Genomic DNA, 15,419 nt, shown 5'->3' on the forward strand with positions numbered 1-15,419 from the left:
AGTCTCAAAATTAGTTTTTTTTAATGGTGATGCAAGATAAAGAAATCAACATTACCCTAAGTTGCAGTAAATCAAAACTAAAATTAAAATATTAGTATGGATCCACATCTATCTGCATAAAAACGCCCTTAAACTCTTTTGTTGCATTAAAATCAGTTAAGGTTTCTTTTAAGGCATCCTTAACTTTTTGAATAGCAGTGTGCTTATCGGCCTTAATAATTATTTGTTTGATGTACAGATTTCGAACGCGACTAACCAAAGGTTGCTCCGGACCTAAAACCCGTTTTCCAAATTTAGCCTTAAGAATATTCGCCAAAGTAAATGCTGCGTGATCCAATACATGAGCATCTTTATGTTTGACGTACAGAAAAATCATCCTTGAAAACGGAGGATAAAGAAACTTTTCCCTTTCTGCAATTTCATCATTGTACATCCCCTCATAATCATTATTTACCACCTGTTTTATGATTCGATTATTGGCGTCGTAAGTTTGGATGCAAACATTGCCTTGATCGGCCCGTCTTCCGGCCCTACCTGCAACTTGCGCCAATAATTGATAGCTACGTTCGTAAGCCCTAAAATCTGGGTAACCTAGAAGTGTATCGGCGTTGATAACACCAATCAGATTTAAATTATCAAAGTCCAAACCCTTGGCAACCATTTGCGTACCAATTAAAATATCGGTTTTCTTATCTTGAAAATCATTCAGGATTTGTTGCAAACCATTTTTAGTCCGTGTGCTATCCATATCCAAACGAGCAACCGTAACATCTGGATATAGAAGCTTCAGTTCTTCTTCAATCCTTTCCGTTCCGAAACCTTTTTGCTCTACATGTACAGAACCACAAGCTGGACAGATATTTACGCTACTTTGTTGATAACCGCAATAATGACAATGCAACTTACCGCTACTTTTGTGGTAGGTTAAGCTTACATCGCAGTTTACGCATTTGGGCGTGTATCCGCAGGTTGCACAAATTAAAATGGTAGCATAGCCTCTTCTATTTTGAAAAAGAACAATCTGCTCCTTTTTTGAAAGGGCCATATCGATATCCTTAATTAAAACACTGGAAAAATAAGAAACCATTGTTTTTTTCTTGGTTTCTTCTGATATGCTTACCACTTGTTGGTTAGGTAGCTGCACACCGCCATAGCGTTCTTTCATTTCTACAAGACCATATTTTCCTTGCAAAGCATTGTAATAACTTTCTAAAGAAGGGGTGGCAGAACCCAAAATAACCTTTGCCTGATGCAAATGCGCAAGGTAAATGGATGCATCTCTGGCTTGATAACGTGGCGCAGGATCATACTGCTTATATGATGGCTCATGCTCTTCATCAACCACGATTAATTTTAAATGTTGAAAAGGAAGAAATACTGCAGATCGAGCACCAAGAATTACTTTATAAGCTCCTGTTCTTACTTTATTCCAAATTTCTACACGCTCGCTATTGTTAAATTTAGAGTGATAAACACCAATGGCATTGCCAAAATAACGTTTAATCCGTTCTACAATCTGTGTTGTTAAAGCAATTTCGGGCAAGAGAAAAAGCACCTGGCCATCGGTATTTTGGATGATTTCTTCAATTAATTTAATATAAACCTGAGTTTTACCAGATGCCGTAACACCATGAAGTAGCACAACATCTTTCTCTTCGAAATATTGATTGATTTGCGATAAGGCCTTTTGTTGACCATCGTTAAGTTTAAAATTTACGCTAAACTCTTCATCATGTGCAGCCAAACGGCTCACAGGACGTTTCATCACTACGAAAATATCTTTATCAGTAAGTGCTTTTAAAGCTCCAGCGCCACAATTACTCTCTTCTAAAAGCTGTTCTTTGGAAATAGGGAGATTAGATTTTTGCAATTTCAGGTAGCCGAGCAAGGCATCTAACTGTTTTGGCGCCCGTTCTAAAACCGAAAAAAGTTGTTTTAAGTGTTCTTGGTCTGTATAAAAATCATTCAATAATATAAACGATTTTAATAAGGGCTTATATTTCTGCACAACCTCCTCAGCCACTAAAACCAGTTCTTTCTCCAATAAATTATTGATAATGGGATAAACCGTTTTTTGTCCTAAGAGTTTGGAAACATCGTTAACAGTTAATTTTTCTTGTTTTTTTAATGCGCTAATAATGATTTCTTCTTTTTCCGTGAGTACAATTTCATCGCTAAAATCATCTCGTAGAATTAGAATGGTTTCACTTGCCAATTTTAAACTAGCAGGTAAGGCGGCAGACATTACATCGCCCTCATTACACATGTAGTAATTGGTCATCCAAGCCCAAAACTTTAATTGTGTTGGTGTAATTACGGGCTCAGAATCGATTACATCGATAATATATTTAGCTTCATAAATGGTTGGCGGAACTGTAGAAATCCCACTAATTAAGGCCGTATAAATTTTATGTTTACCAAATTGAACAACTACACGCTTTCCGATTTCAATTTGATCATTCAAATCAAAAGGCACACGATAAGTATAGTTTTTCGCCAAAGATAAAGGCAAAATAACTTCCACAAAAAGTGTTTCTCTTTCTGAAAAAATATCGTTTTCGAAAGTATCCATTATTTATCCTTAAATGCCGCAAAAAATAGCATTATCCAACCTAAAACAAATAGAAGCCCGCCAATTGGGGTTAACGGACCGATTATATTTACAAAATCTAATTTTAAAATGCTCCGAGTTGCTAGTAAATATAACGAGCCTGAGAACAGAATAATTCCGAAAGTAAAGCAGAAATAAGCAATATTAATGAGCTTGTTTCTATACCTTGCAAAAGTAGAAAGGTACAGCAATGCAAATGTATGATAGAACTGATAATCAACCCCTTTTTGCCAAATTTCTAGTGAGGCACTATCGATTGAGGCCTTTAAGCCATGAGCGCCAAACGCACCAAATAAAACAGCAACAACACCAAAAAACGAGGCGGTAAGAATTATTCGTTTATTCATAATTTTCGCTTAAAGCAATCGCTAAATTAATAAATTGGTAAAGAACTTCTCACTAATCAATGTAATAAATTAAATTTGTTGCACAGCAAATGAAAAAGATCATCATTTTAGTAAGCGTATTATTTTTGAGTGTTGCCTTTATGGCATACTACTATTTTTCTAAGTTAGGAACGGAAAATGAGGCGAAAGATTTGGCTTTGCAATCAGCAACCAATAATGCGGCAATCGTGTTTGCATTTCAAAACGATAAAAGTTTTTACCAGATTATTTCAGGACAGAATCTTATTCAACAGGTACTCGGTGAAGATAAAACCGTTTTGCTAAAGCAGCTGAAAGAAAGCTTTATTAATGATAACGTTCTAAACAACTACATTCAAGATCAGCAAATCTATATCAGCGTTCTGCCTGATTCGAATAAAACACTTAATTTCCTATTAACGGTTCAAATTCAACCTGATAAAAATATCAATCAGTTTTACGAGCAAATAAAAGGTAAAAAGCAAATTAGGAAAATTGAGGATAATCTATATACTACCAACTTAAATGATAGCTCAACTGTTTTTATCGGAATCCAAAATCAAGTTGTAACCCTTTCTACCTCCCTAAAATTGATTAAAGATGCTGGCATTCGGCTAACTGAAAATCCTTTTACCGCCTACATTAAAGAAAGTAACAGATTAACGAAGAGTATTTTATTACATGCCTACATCAACTTTAATCAATCGCCATTACTATTGAAAAATATTGTTGCAGGAAATTTAAATGGTGAGATCACTTTTTTGAACAAGCAAAATAGTTTCGCGACCTTAAACTACAATTTCAGTAAAGAAAAAATTCTGTTTAACGGCAGTACGGAGTTAAAATCGGCAGATAATTATTTAAAGTTGTTTGAGGATCTGCAACCACAAAGTACTTCAATTCAAAATATATTACCTGATAATACTGCTAATTATGCCTTGTATGTTTATGATGATTATAGAAATTGGATCAAAAAACTGGCAAGCTGGCAAGAACAAAAGAATGAAACCAACAAGATAAGTGCAGTAGTTAAAAATATTAAAAATGAATATCGAACGGATTTGAACACCATATTTCCAGTTTACACCAAAAATCAGTTCATATTATTTCAATTAAGTACTACAGAAAAACTTGGTGCAATATTATTAAACAATGGAGAAAAGGTGAAGCAGCTTTTGCTTGATGTTAGCGCCGATTATAACGAGGATATCAAACTTTTTAAATCATCGGATATATTGTACGCTTACTTCGGGGAGCCATTTAAAAAATTCGGCAGGCCTTATTACACCATCATCGACAATAACTTGATCGTTGCCAACAATGCGAGTACAATTCAATCATTTTTAAACAATTATAAAAACAATAGATTATTAATTCAAACCCCACAGTATTTGGATGCAATGAACCAACTTTCTGCAAAATCTAATGTAAGCTATTACATCAATATCAAAAATTCTTTCTCTATTTTTAGAAGTACTATCCAATCATCATTTTATAAACATTTAAGTGCCGATAGTGGTTTAAAAAGCTTCGACACCTTTTACTATCAAATGAGTACCGATAAAAACAAGTTCATTACTAACTTGCTTTTAAACAAATATTTAAAGCCAGAAATACCAGATTCATTAAGCAACCGTTAATAAGAAAACGAGCCTAGAAAACTATTTTACATGAAGAAACTTTTACTTGCGTTACTGGCAATGGCCAGCTTCCTATCTGTTAATGCACAACAATATGCCCTATTTGGTAGCAAAACTATGTTTGATGCATTCGAAAATCCATCCCAGAAATCATTTACACTAGATTCTTCGAGGAAGTTTTCATCAAATTTCTTTTTGCCATACTTTGGCGTTAATTCCTTGAATAAAGGAACATCAAAATATGCCATTAGAAAACTAACTCAAGAAGGAGTGTACGATACTAAATCCCTTCCAATTGGAAATGGAGAGCTTAATCATTTCTACGAGAATAGCAATATTTATGTGGCAACATTTAGAATGTTTATCTCCTACAAATACCAAAAAGAACTTGGTTTGGCCTGGCAGATCAGATCAGATTCTCATATCGATTACACGAATGAAACGTTGGCTATTTTCGATTCTTATGAACGGTTTAATCCTGGAGTAGAATATAATGATATCTTCAATACTAAGGGTTATCAGCAAACCTATCATCAGTTTAGCGTCACTTATAGGGAGAATTGGGATAAACGCCTAGCTTTCGGCGTTAAAGCGAGTTTACTAAGTGGAATAGCCTACAATAAATTAGATGTTTCAGATTCTTATTTATACCTCGACCCTGAATCTGATGCCTTACAGATTGGACTTGCTGGTGTTTACTCAGGAAGTTTTTCACGTACAAATGAGCTTAGAAAGAAAACGCTCATCCCAACCTTTAAAAACCCTGGGCTATCTTTAAGTTTCGGCACAAATTACACAACAAAGAAAGGTTTGTTTTTGATGGCCAATGTAAAAGATTTGGGTTTCATTTGGTGGCGCAGCAATACGCATAGAACTACAGTTAATCAACTAACACAAATTGACGATTTAGCTTTTAATCAAAGTAACACAAACGAGCAGATAAAGGACATTTTTAGGTTAAATGAGCAAAGCAAAAAGTTCTTAGCTCCAACCAATGCTAAAATTGATGTTTATGCATCAAGACGGTACGGGTTTTATAAACCTGCATTAGCGATTTCCAAAAGTCTTTTTTACAAAGGTGGTGATGTTGCTGTTGTAAATGAGTTTATTCTCAATGGCCTTTCAGCTGCTGTAACGCCATCCTATAATTTTAATGATGTTTTTATGGTTGGCTTGCAAGGCAAATATCAAAGTCCTAATTTCGAGATTTTTATGGGAACTGATAATTTGGTAGCAACCAGTTTCCAAGGTTTGGGGATTCTTAATAATGATGCCGCAGTAGGTTCTGGTCCAAATGGTGCATCATTTTACATGGGAGTTGGAATTAAGTTTGGCAATGTTGTAAACCACCCTCAATTTAGTGATACCATGCCGGGCATAAATGATAATGAAGGTGGAAGTTTCTTTAAAAATCTATTTTCTATTTTTAGACGGAAATAATTTTAAACCTTTTTCTTAGGTTGAGTCACTACAAAATCTTTTAGATAGAAAGGCTCGAAATATGCAACATCCTCAAAATTAGTCTTATAAAAGACTTCGTTTGCCAATTTTGACATGTAATTAGCGGAGTTAAAATTAGCTTCGCTAAAGTTTGCATTTGCATGATTTAAAGTTTCTGCACATTTTGCAGCACCATCGCCTAAGAAAGTAATTTTATTTTGGGCCAGCAAATGCTCAAAGCTATTTTCATCGATTATTTTCGCTGATGTTGGTTCCAAGATATCAAGTTTCGAGTCAAAAACAGACGTATAAACTTCCATTCTTCTCGCATCAATCATTGGGCAAATTAAGCCTGTGTAATTTGGGTTTTTAATAAGAAAACCAGCAGCCATCATCTCCAAGGTTTCAATAGCGATTAGTGGTTTTTCTAAAGCATAACACAAACCTTTTGCGGTAGAAACCCCAATACGAAGTCCAGTGTATGATCCTGGCCCTTTACTTACTGCAATAGCATCTAAATCAGCATAGGCTAATCCCGCAGACTTTATCACTTCATCAATAAATAAGGTAAGGTTTCGAGCATGTAAATTTTGACCGCTTTCTTCTTTCACAAAAACTGTTTTTCCATCAATTGATAAAGCTACCGAGCAAAATGAGGTAGCAGTTTCTATTTGAAGTATTTTAGCCATGATGCAAAGGTATTAATAAATGTAAGATGGAAAATGGATAATGGAATGGAAATTTACTTTACGGAACAGGGTCATGCCCATGCGCTCCCCAAGGATGACAACGTCCAATTCGCTTTAAAGCCATCCAACCGCCTTTAAATGGACCATGTTTTCGAATTGCCTCAATTCCGTACTGTGAACAAGTAGGTGTAAACCTGCAATTTGCACCAAGCATTGGCGAAATGGCGTATTGATAAATTCTTATCAAGCCCAAAAAAAACCATCCAAATATTTTATTGATGAACTTCATTTGGCTGAATTAAACTTTTAAAGCGTTTAAAAGTAGCGATCAGTTTTTTCTGGATAAAAGCAAATTCATATTTATCCTTACCCACAAATTGAATGGAAAATAGCAGCAAACCTTTATCGGTTGGCAATTGGGTATAGAAATTTTCTTCTTTATTTAAACGATAAGCCTCCCGAATGCGACGCTTGAGCAGATTACGATCTACTGCTCTTTTATATCTCTTTTTTGGAACGTTAATTACCACCTGCACCTGTACAGCAGCAGGTTCATTAACGAAAAGATAGGAGACCCGAAAAGGGTATAATAAAAAAGAAGAACCGTTTTTAAACAGCAGATCTAAATGTTTTCTGCTGCATAACCGTTCTTCTTTCTTGAATGTGTACATATATTTTGATTGATAATTGCAGATTTTGATCTGCCGATTCCGATTGCTCGGAAAAGCAATCAAAAATTATGCTTTATGCTTGCGTTCGTCAGAAACTGTTAATCTTTTTCTTCCTTTAGCACGACGTGATGCTAATACTCGTCTGCCGTTAGCTGTTGCCATTCTTTCGCGGAAGCCGTGTTTGTTTCTTCTCTTTCTTTGCGAAGGTTGGTATGTTCTTTTCATGACTGTATATTACTTATTATAATTTCAAAATTAAGAGGTGCAAATATAAAGCGATTTCTCTACAATTGCAAATACGATTAACTTTTATTTTTCTATTTGAAAAGCAAATGTAGTAATTCTTTTGAAAATTCAGTCCGCCCCCGCTTCTGCTGGCAGAAAAAGCCAGCATCTCGCTACGGTCGGGTTTAGATTATGTTGTTTTCTACAGCTATTCATGCCGCACCATGCAAATCGTTTAACCACAATACGTTTCTACGGAACGAAAATATGTAATTGCAAATTTATATACCAATGAGTCATCCCGATCGGACGAAATTGGAATGACCTTAATGCTACTAGCTTAAGTCTCGTCCCAGCGGGACGACTCATGGGTAGCAAAAACAAAAGCAATTTGTTTCGTTCCGTAGGAACGTTTGATGAATAGGCTAATAAACGGAAAAAGGCTTAAAATAGAATCACAGGCTTAAATTATCTAAACCTGGTTGTAGGGAAAATCCTTTCCTTGCTTTTAAATTTACTAACGCCTCTAAAGCAGCTGATTATTGGCGTTAGTAAATTTGCAAGGAAAGATTGCAACGTAAAACAGGACTGACGATAATCTGAGCAGTTCAATTACTTTCCAAAAAAAATATCAATATTCAACGTGAATAAAATCAAGAGTTTAACTTGTTTTACAGCCCTAAAGCGGTTTTCAGTTTCACATAGCCCGTTTTGCTTACAGGCAACCAAATATCTGATTTTAGCAAAACCACGTAACTATCCTTTTCTTTCAATTCGATTTTTGTAACCTGCGCAAGATTGATAATATAGGAACGATGAATGCGAATAAATTGACTTGGGTCTAGCGTTTGCTCGAAATAAGCCATGGTTTTATTTTTAAAGAAAGCGCCATCAATGGTGCTTAACTTCACATAATCATCATCGGCTTCGAGGTAATTAATATCTCCGGTTGGAATAATTTTTATCACGCCATCTTTTTTTACCACTACCCTATTATTTTGCGCCGGACTTAAAGCCGCAGCATCTAAAACGGCTTCAGTGTTTTGGCCTTGGCTTAAACGTGATGGAAGTTTTTTAATCGCAGCCTCAAACCTTGCTTTATCGATTGGTTTAAGCAAATAATCTACCGCATTAACTTCAAAAGCCTTAATTGCGTACTCATCAAAAGCAGTTGTAAAAATTACGGCGGGCTTATCTTCAACAAGCTCTAGCATTTCGAAACCACTTATTTTAGGCATTTGTATATCCAAAAATATAAGATCGGGCTTATGCAAAGTAATTGCTTTTAATCCCTCAAAACCGTCGCAACATTCGGCTACAACTTCTATTTCAGGGTGATCGGTAAGATAAAATTTAACAATATCTCTCGCTAAAGGTTCATCATCAATTAGTATCGTTCTGATCATTTTTTTGTGGAATTTTTAAGGTGGTAATATATAAATTATTTGCCTCAATTTCGGTCTGCAATAAATGTGGATTGGCGAATAATAGGTATAATCTTCTTTTAATGGCACTCAAACCGAAACCCGTTCCGCTGGCAGCTTTCATTTCAGGGTCGAAAGGGTTTTGAACCCGCAACTCCAAAATGTTCCGATCTACGGTAACATCAACCTTTATGGTTATGCCTGCAGAGGTATTATATAATCCAAATTTAATGGCATTTTCTACAATTGGCTGAAGCAGCGTACCTGGTAAACATAAATTTAGGGTATCTTCAGCCACATTAACTTCAATTTTTAAGCGGTGGCTAAATCTTACCTTTTCGATATCTAAATAAAGTTGGATATATTCCATTTCCTCCTCTACAGAAACCCATAACTCATCATCTCTTTTTAAGGTTCCTCGAAGAAAGGAAGCTAATTTGGTAATCATTACGCCAGCTTCTTTTGGGTTTACCATTGTTAATGCAAAAACAGAATTTAAGCTGTTAAACAAAAAGTGGGGTTGTAATTGATGTCGTAATTTGTTCAGTTCAGCCTCTTTGGCTAACACCTTTGCAGCAGAAAGCCGATCATGAGTTTCTGATTGTTCCTCTAACCTATACCATAAAATATTAGCCAAGGCACACCAGCCCAGGCACATAAAAGAAATCAATCCGCGGAAGGCGAAAGAGAAGTTATAGAAATCCTTGTATTCCTTAAAATCGGAAAATACATACAACATAGCATATTTCGCAGCGTAAATAATTACAAAAGTTAAGGCCAGGGTGATAATTAATACATAAAGGATACGTTCGTTTTTCGGTTGATAATAGCCTAACATATTACTAATACCAATGCACGCCATGATGAGCAGGAAATTGTTTATAAAGCTATCGGCTAGGGATATTACCCACGAAAAATTTACAACATAGTGTAAACCGATGGCGCACAAAACCACCCATGCAATGGCTATTGCGAGCGATGTTTTTTGTATTTGAGGAACGGAAAGTGGTCTGTTTGTCAAAGCGTTTAGGTTAGTAATGTCTTACTGTATGATGTGGCGATTTGTGCTCGCCACATCAGTAATTTATATTAATGAGGATGCTGAGAAAATTAAAAGCTCTTTATCTCAATTCCTCCGAAGAGTACTGTTCCATCCAAAACCAATGTTTTTTGCATTTGATCTATGGGTAACATGTGTCCTCTCTTATCTTCTACACTACCAAATAATGCTGTTACATTAGATTTAATTGCCCAATTAGGTGGAACAATCAGTTTTATACCTCCGAAAACCGCAGTAACATCCAAAGAAATTGTATCGGTAAAATCGGCTTGTGTCATGATGATATCGGCACCACCAAAAACAGCTGTGATATCGCCACCCTTAAAATCCTTTGAATAAACGGTTTGATTGCATCCTCCAAAAACAGCAGTAACATCAATTATATCATTACTATTTGTGTTTTTATCAGCCGCCTTAAATGATGAAGTTCCATCTCCATTATCAATTCCAAACTCACTTTTTAAATCCTCTTTAAATCCTCTTTTGTTTCTTAGCGAACTTTTAGGCTTTAATATTAAGAAACCACCAATAATTACTAGGCCAAAACCAAGTGCATATTTAGAAACATCAACATCGAAGTGCATGTTATCGATCGTATTATAAGTTCCTATTAAGATTAGAATTAACCATCCAATTCCTTTAAAGTTACGTCTAACGCCAATAAATACACCTAATGCAATTAAAAATGTCCAGAAGCTGAATACCCAATTTGGAATATCTAACCCCATGTTGTTCAGTAAAAACGCTAGTCCGATGATTACTATGAGTGCTCCGCTCCAAACTCGACCTGAGTTTTTGATGTGGTTATTTTCATTTATATTTAGATTTTCCATTTGTCGAATAATTTAATAACCAAAAGTATTTATAAAACCTTGGTTGGTCTATATTAAATCTATAAGAATTAGCCAAACGACGGTAAGCATCGTCATTTCATCGGTGAAAAATATTTTCCTATTTTGAGGGCATGAAATATTTCCTGTTAATTATCAGCTTTGCGCTAACCTCCAACTTATTTGCACAAGACATTAATAGTCGTTTTAAAATTTACGACGTAAAAAAGCAAAAGGAAATTACCCTTAATGACATTGCATTAGATATGAATAATGCTGATGTTTTATTCTTTGGAGAAGAGCATAACGATTCGATTGGCCATTATTTAGAGCTGGAAATATTTAAGAAGCTGAATGAAAAATTTCCGCAGAAAATAGTGCTGAGCTTAGAAATGTTCCATACCGATGTTCAGCCCGAAATTGATGAGTATTTGGCGAACGTTATCTCAGAGAAGAATTTTATTAAAGAAGGAAGAGCTTGGTCTAACTATAAAGATTATAAGCCGCTAATTGAATATGCAAAAGATAATAAGCTACAGGTAATTGCCGCTAATGCAGCCGCACGCTATAGCAACGCTGTTACAGTAGGAGGTTTAGGTGTTTTAAAAAATTTTCCAAAAGCATCGTTAAATTTTTTACCACCCTTACCAATTGATACTGCAACTGGCAGATACAATGAAAAATTTACCGATTTGTTGGGTGGCCATAGCATGGGCTCGATGAAAGTTTATCAAACACAAAACTTTTGGGATGCTACAATGGCATGGTCTATCGCAAAGTTCGTGAAAGCAAATAGAGGAATAAAGGTTTTCCAACTAAATGGTCGCTTTCATAGCGATGAAAAATTGGGAACATTGGCGCAACTGCAAAAATATGCGCCAAAATTGAGGATAATGAATATTTCCTCTTTTAGCGACGAAAGCTTCGAAACACCAGATTGGCAGAAATTTAAGAATCTGGGAGATTACATCATCATTACCGATCCAAAGGTTAAAAGAAGTTTCTAAAAAAATCCGCAGGTTTTAGACCTGCGGATTAATGACTATGCTTTTGCTTTTAACACATCTCTAATCTCTGTTAAGAGAATTTCCTCTTTAGTTGGTGGTGCTGGAGCCGCTGGTGCTGCTTCTTCCTTACGTTTTAAGGTGTTGATGGCCTTAACCATTAAAAATATGATAAAGGCAAGAATGATAAAATTGATTATTTCTGTCGCGAAATTACCCCAGGCAAAAACTGGCCCTAATTTTTTTGCATCTTCTAAAGATAAGTTTGGATTTGCTTCGTAAGCCGTTCGAACCTTATCATTTAACGGAACATAAAAGTTTATAAAGCCCTTATCGCCAATAAGCAAACTGATGGGCGGCATAATTAAATCGTTTACAAGCGACTGAACAATTTTACCGAAAGCGCCACCGATAATTACACCGACAGCTAAATCTACAACGTTGCCTTTAATGGCAAATTCCTTAAATTCTTTTACAAATCCCATAAATTAAGTTTTAGATGATTTTTTAATTTACGAAAATAGTAAACATTAAATTGAATACAAATGTTTAGCCGATAATTTGAAAAACCAAAACATATCAACTCATTTAGATTAAATCCAAAGAATATCTGAAATGATTTGTTTATTTTTGCCACAATTCTTTATATATAATATGCTAAAGCAACATCTTCAACAAAAGTTACTACAAAAGTTATCGCCACAACAAATACAGTTTATTAAGTTGTTGCAGGTACCAACTGTTGCTTTAGATACTCGTGTTAAAGAAGAGCTGGAAGATAATCCTGCATTAGAAGATCCTAGTCTAATGACCGCAGATGAGCCCAAAAGCGAATATGATGATCTAAACGAGGGTCCTGATGATTACGAAAAGTCATCAGAAGATAACAGTATGGATGAATTTAATGTTGATGATTATCTGCAAGATGATAGCACCAACGATTATAGCACCAACTACAATAACGGCGATGATGATGAAGAGAAAAAAGAAACTCCAATCGCCATTGAAAGTACATTCTTCGAAAGCTTGCAAGAGCAACTAGACCTTGTTCCGCTATCTGATCAGGATTTTATTATTGGCAAACAGATTATTGGAAGCTTGGATGATGACGGCTATTTACGCCGTCCATTGGGTTCTATGATTGATGATTTAGCTTTTTCTCAAAACGTAATGGTTGAGGAGGAAGATGTTTTGGAAATGCTAAAACTGATCCAAAGCTTTGATCCTCCAGGCATTGGTGCCAGGGATTTAAAGGAATGTTTGCTTATCCAGTTAAAAAGAAAAGACCCAAACAATCCAATTATAGTAAAGGCAATGAATGTTGTTGAGAATTATTTGGATGAGTTTACGCGTAAGCATTACGATAAACTCGAAAAAAGTTTGGGCTTGGATAATGATGAACTCAAGGAAGTTGTAAACGAAATTTTGCGTTTAAACCCTAAACCGGGAGATGCAAATCAGGTTACAACTAAGCAAATGCAAATCATTCCCGATTTTCATATCAGTAATAATGACGGCATTTTGATTCTAACGCTGAATTCTAAGAATGCGCCAGAGTTAAAGGTAAGTCGTTCTTACCAAGAAATGTTCGAACATTACGATAAAGCATCTTCAAAAGATAAAAAACTGAAAGAAGCTGTTCAATTTGTGAAGCAAAAGTTAGATTCTGCCAAATGGTTTATCGATGCCATTAAACAAAGGCAACAGACTTTGCTTAAAACCATGAATGCAATTATGCATTATCAATATGAATATTTTTTAACTTCTGATGAACGTAAAATGCGTCCCATGATTTTAAAGGATATTGCCGACAAAATTGATATGGACATTTCTACTGTATCGAGGGTTGCAAACTCTAAATATGTTCAAACTGAATTTGGAACGTTCCTATTAAAATCATTTTTCTCTGAAGCAATTCAAACTGAAAATGGCGAAGAAGTATCGAACAAAGAGGTTAAGAAAATTCTTGAGGATTGCATTGGAAATGAGGACAAACGCAAACCTTTAGCTGATGAAAAATTAACTGACATTCTAAAGGAACGAGGTTATAACATCGCCAGAAGAACGGTCGCCAAGTATCGTGAGCAGATGAATATCCCTGTCGCCAGGTTAAGAAAAGAACTTTAGTTCAGTTTGCAGTTGGCAATTCGTAGTTCTCAGTTGCTCGACAAGATATTTCCTTTAAGATTATGGTTAACCCCATAATTAAGAAATATTTTAAGTTTCCATTATATTCTGGAAAGCAAAACCTACAAAGCCGTTAATGTTCGTCGGGCTTTACATTTAATCTATTTGTGGAAGTTTCTGTTCAGTTCAAATTCTCTGCATCAAAAAGGATATCATTCCAATCCCGTTTAAGAAATTGGGTTTGTGCTGCTATTTAGGGCTCGCAAAACGCCAATACATAAGTTATAAAGAAGCAAGGAATTGCGAATTATTCAAAACCAGATTACCACATCCTAATGTAAGATGGAACCTTGTAGATGTTGTTTAGCAGTAGTCCTAAAACAATCTCATGACTTCCGTTGCTCACTTGATTTAGATCAGATGTGGTGAAATCGTAAGAATAAGTTAGATTCACCATTTTACCAATGTTAAATCCTGCCATTGCAGAGAATGAATCATCTTTACGATAACTCCCACCCAACCAAAGTTTATCTTTAAAGGCTATTTTCATATTCAAATCTACCGACATTGGGCTTGGCTCAATATATTTTACCATGACTGATGGAATAGCGGCAATTTCATCATCAAAAAAGAACTTATATCCTGCAGTTGCAAAATAATGAGGCACTTCCTTACCAGCATTATAAGAATTATCTCCTGTAAAACTTAACTTCTGTGGCAGAATTTGCTGAACAGATACGCCTGCAAAAAGCCGAGCGCCATAAAACCATAAACCTACACTCAAATCGGGCTTAACCTGATTAATTAGCGCTCTGTTTAATGCAGGATCGTAAGGCGTATCAAATGTTAATGCATTTATATCTAAAGAGATGCTCGAAATACCAGCTGCAACGCCTGCAGATAAATTAAAATCGTTGCTCAGCTGCAAGTGGTAGGCATAAGTAACGTTCGCATCTAATCTTTTTAAAGGACCAGTTTTATCTAAAACCGCAGTTACGCCCATTCCATGATGAGAGGGCGAAGACATGTAATTTTGCATGTAATTTCTATCCATCGGATTCCCTGTTTGTTCTGGAAAAGAAGTTAGTGCATTACTCCACAATTGATTATCGCCCAAGGCCCAATGCGCAGAAACAAAAGATGTTTGAGGCGCATCGTTAATTCCAGCCCATTGTTTACGATAGCCTGCTTTAAAATCAACATAATTTTCGATGCCCGATAGTGCGGGATTGAGCAGATATTGATTAAAAATATACTGTGTATATTGGGGTTTTTGCTGTGAAAAACTTTTAAGAGACACCAATATGGCAATGATGAGAATGAGCTTTTTCAA

The 15,419-nt window shown here is 35.6% G+C and carries 15 protein-coding genes; 4 read left to right on the plus strand and 11 right to left on the minus strand.

Annotation, left to right across the window (positions count from 1 at the left end; all coding sequences use genetic code 11):
* Nucleotides 1-91: 91 nt before the first annotated feature.
* Nucleotides 92-2,572 carry a replication restart helicase PriA gene (gene priA, locus EZ449_RS12555; protein ID WP_131559260.1) on the minus strand — a complete coding sequence of 827 codons (2,481 nt, stop codon included), beginning with the start codon at nt 2,570-2,572 and terminating at the stop codon, nt 92-94.
* Entirely contained in the window at nt 2,572-2,958 is a 387-nt protein-coding gene (locus tag EZ449_RS12560) for a DUF423 domain-containing protein (protein WP_131559262.1), read from the minus strand. Before EZ449_RS12560 ends, priA begins: the two co-directional genes overlap by 1 nt.
* A gap of 89 nt (nt 2,959-3,047) precedes the next feature.
* On the opposite strand from EZ449_RS12560, the gene EZ449_RS12565 reads away from it, so the two are divergent.
* Both EZ449_RS12565 and EZ449_RS12570 read left to right on the plus strand, forming a co-directional pair.
* Nucleotides 3,048-4,616, plus strand: a complete 1,569-nt coding sequence (locus EZ449_RS12565; protein WP_131559264.1) for a hypothetical protein — start codon at nt 3,048-3,050, stop codon at nt 4,614-4,616.
* A gap of 30 nt (nt 4,617-4,646) precedes the next feature.
* Complete coding sequence (locus EZ449_RS12570) at nt 4,647-6,056, plus strand: DUF5723 family protein (RefSeq protein ID WP_131559266.1); 1,410 nt, start codon at nt 4,647-4,649, stop codon at nt 6,054-6,056.
* Between the two features lie 2 nt (nt 6,057-6,058).
* Here the strand turns inward: EZ449_RS12570 and tsaB are convergent, their stop codons facing one another.
* From tsaB to EZ449_RS12605, 7 genes are all read right to left on the minus strand, one after another.
* Nucleotides 6,059-6,745, minus strand: a complete 687-nt coding sequence (gene tsaB / locus EZ449_RS12575; protein ID WP_131559268.1) for a tRNA (adenosine(37)-N6)-threonylcarbamoyltransferase complex dimerization subunit type 1 TsaB — start codon at nt 6,743-6,745, stop codon at nt 6,059-6,061.
* Nucleotides 6,746-6,803: 58 nt separating this feature from the next.
* Nucleotides 6,804-7,034: a membrane protein insertion efficiency factor YidD gene (yidD, locus tag EZ449_RS12580; protein ID WP_131559271.1), complete on the minus strand. Its 231-nt coding sequence runs from the start codon at nt 7,032-7,034 to the stop codon at nt 6,804-6,806.
* Nucleotides 7,018-7,416, minus strand: coding sequence for a ribonuclease P protein component (locus tag EZ449_RS12585; RefSeq protein WP_131559273.1), 399 nt, complete (start codon nt 7,414-7,416; stop codon nt 7,018-7,020). Before EZ449_RS12585 ends, yidD begins: the two co-directional genes overlap by 17 nt.
* 66 nt (nt 7,417-7,482) lie before the next feature.
* Nucleotides 7,483-7,641 carry a 50S ribosomal protein L34 gene (gene rpmH, locus EZ449_RS12590; RefSeq protein WP_010601723.1) on the minus strand — a complete coding sequence of 53 codons (159 nt, stop codon included), beginning with the start codon at nt 7,639-7,641 and terminating at the stop codon, nt 7,483-7,485.
* Nucleotides 7,642-8,312: 671 nt separating this feature from the next.
* On the minus strand, nt 8,313-9,047 hold the full coding sequence (locus EZ449_RS12595) for a LytR/AlgR family response regulator transcription factor (protein ID WP_131559275.1): 735 nt from the start codon (nt 9,045-9,047) through the stop codon (nt 8,313-8,315).
* Complete coding sequence (locus EZ449_RS12600; protein ID WP_225872306.1) at nt 9,025-10,086, minus strand: sensor histidine kinase; 1,062 nt, start codon at nt 10,084-10,086, stop codon at nt 9,025-9,027. The genes EZ449_RS12595 and EZ449_RS12600 overlap by 23 nt, the downstream gene beginning before the upstream one ends.
* 89 nt (nt 10,087-10,175) lie before the next feature.
* Nucleotides 10,176-10,958 (minus strand): LiaF transmembrane domain-containing protein, encoded by a 783-nt coding sequence (locus EZ449_RS12605; protein ID WP_131559277.1) that lies wholly within the window; start codon nt 10,956-10,958, stop codon nt 10,176-10,178.
* Between the two features lie 131 nt (nt 10,959-11,089).
* Here EZ449_RS12605 and EZ449_RS12610 point away from each other — a divergent pair, with 131 nt between their 5' ends.
* Entirely contained in the window at nt 11,090-11,962 is an 873-nt protein-coding gene (locus EZ449_RS12610; RefSeq protein ID WP_131559279.1) for a ChaN family lipoprotein, read from the plus strand.
* Nucleotides 11,963-11,997: 35 nt separating this feature from the next.
* Here the strand turns inward: EZ449_RS12610 and mscL are convergent, their stop codons facing one another.
* A complete protein-coding gene (gene mscL, locus EZ449_RS12615; protein ID WP_131559281.1) occupies nt 11,998-12,444 on the minus strand; it encodes a large conductance mechanosensitive channel protein MscL in 447 nt (148 codons plus the stop codon).
* 169 nt (nt 12,445-12,613) lie between these two features.
* On the opposite strand from mscL, the gene rpoN reads away from it, so the two are divergent.
* Complete coding sequence (gene rpoN / locus EZ449_RS12620; protein ID WP_131559283.1) at nt 12,614-14,086, plus strand: RNA polymerase factor sigma-54; 1,473 nt, start codon at nt 12,614-12,616, stop codon at nt 14,084-14,086.
* Nucleotides 14,087-14,408: 322 nt separating this feature from the next.
* Here the strand turns inward: rpoN and EZ449_RS12625 are convergent, their stop codons facing one another.
* Nucleotides 14,409-15,419, minus strand: a complete 1,011-nt coding sequence (locus EZ449_RS12625; protein ID WP_131559285.1) for a PorP/SprF family type IX secretion system membrane protein — start codon at nt 15,417-15,419, stop codon at nt 14,409-14,411.

Origin of the sequence: Pedobacter frigidisoli, assembly GCF_004331675.1 — a bacterium.
Lineage (GTDB): Bacteria > Bacteroidota > Bacteroidia > Sphingobacteriales > Sphingobacteriaceae > Pedobacter > Pedobacter frigidisoli.

Coding starts and splice junctions, on each gene's coding strand:
- priA (WP_131559260.1), bottom strand. CDS start 2,572: ATGGATACTTTCGAAAACGATATTTTTTCAGAAAGAGAAACACTTTTT.
- EZ449_RS12560 (WP_131559262.1), bottom strand. CDS start 2,958: ATGAATAAACGAATAATTCTTACCGCCTCGTTTTTTGGTGTTGTTGCT.
- EZ449_RS12565 (WP_131559264.1), top strand. CDS start 3,048: ATGAAAAAGATCATCATTTTAGTAAGCGTATTATTTTTGAGTGTTGCC.
- EZ449_RS12570 (WP_131559266.1), top strand. CDS start 4,647: ATGAAGAAACTTTTACTTGCGTTACTGGCAATGGCCAGCTTCCTATCT.
- tsaB (WP_131559268.1), bottom strand. CDS start 6,745: ATGGCTAAAATACTTCAAATAGAAACTGCTACCTCATTTTGCTCGGTA.
- yidD (WP_131559271.1), bottom strand. CDS start 7,034: ATGAAGTTCATCAATAAAATATTTGGATGGTTTTTTTTGGGCTTGATA.
- EZ449_RS12585 (WP_131559273.1), bottom strand. CDS start 7,416: ATGTACACATTCAAGAAAGAAGAACGGTTATGCAGCAGAAAACATTTA.
- rpmH (WP_010601723.1), bottom strand. CDS start 7,641: ATGAAAAGAACATACCAACCTTCGCAAAGAAAGAGAAGAAACAAACAC.
- EZ449_RS12595 (WP_131559275.1), bottom strand. CDS start 9,047: ATGATCAGAACGATACTAATTGATGATGAACCTTTAGCGAGAGATATT.
- EZ449_RS12605 (WP_131559277.1), bottom strand. CDS start 10,958: ATGGAAAATCTAAATATAAATGAAAATAACCACATCAAAAACTCAGGT.
- EZ449_RS12610 (WP_131559279.1), top strand. CDS start 11,090: ATGAAATATTTCCTGTTAATTATCAGCTTTGCGCTAACCTCCAACTTA.
- mscL (WP_131559281.1), bottom strand. CDS start 12,444: ATGGGATTTGTAAAAGAATTTAAGGAATTTGCCATTAAAGGCAACGTT.
- rpoN (WP_131559283.1), top strand. CDS start 12,614: ATGCTAAAGCAACATCTTCAACAAAAGTTACTACAAAAGTTATCGCCA.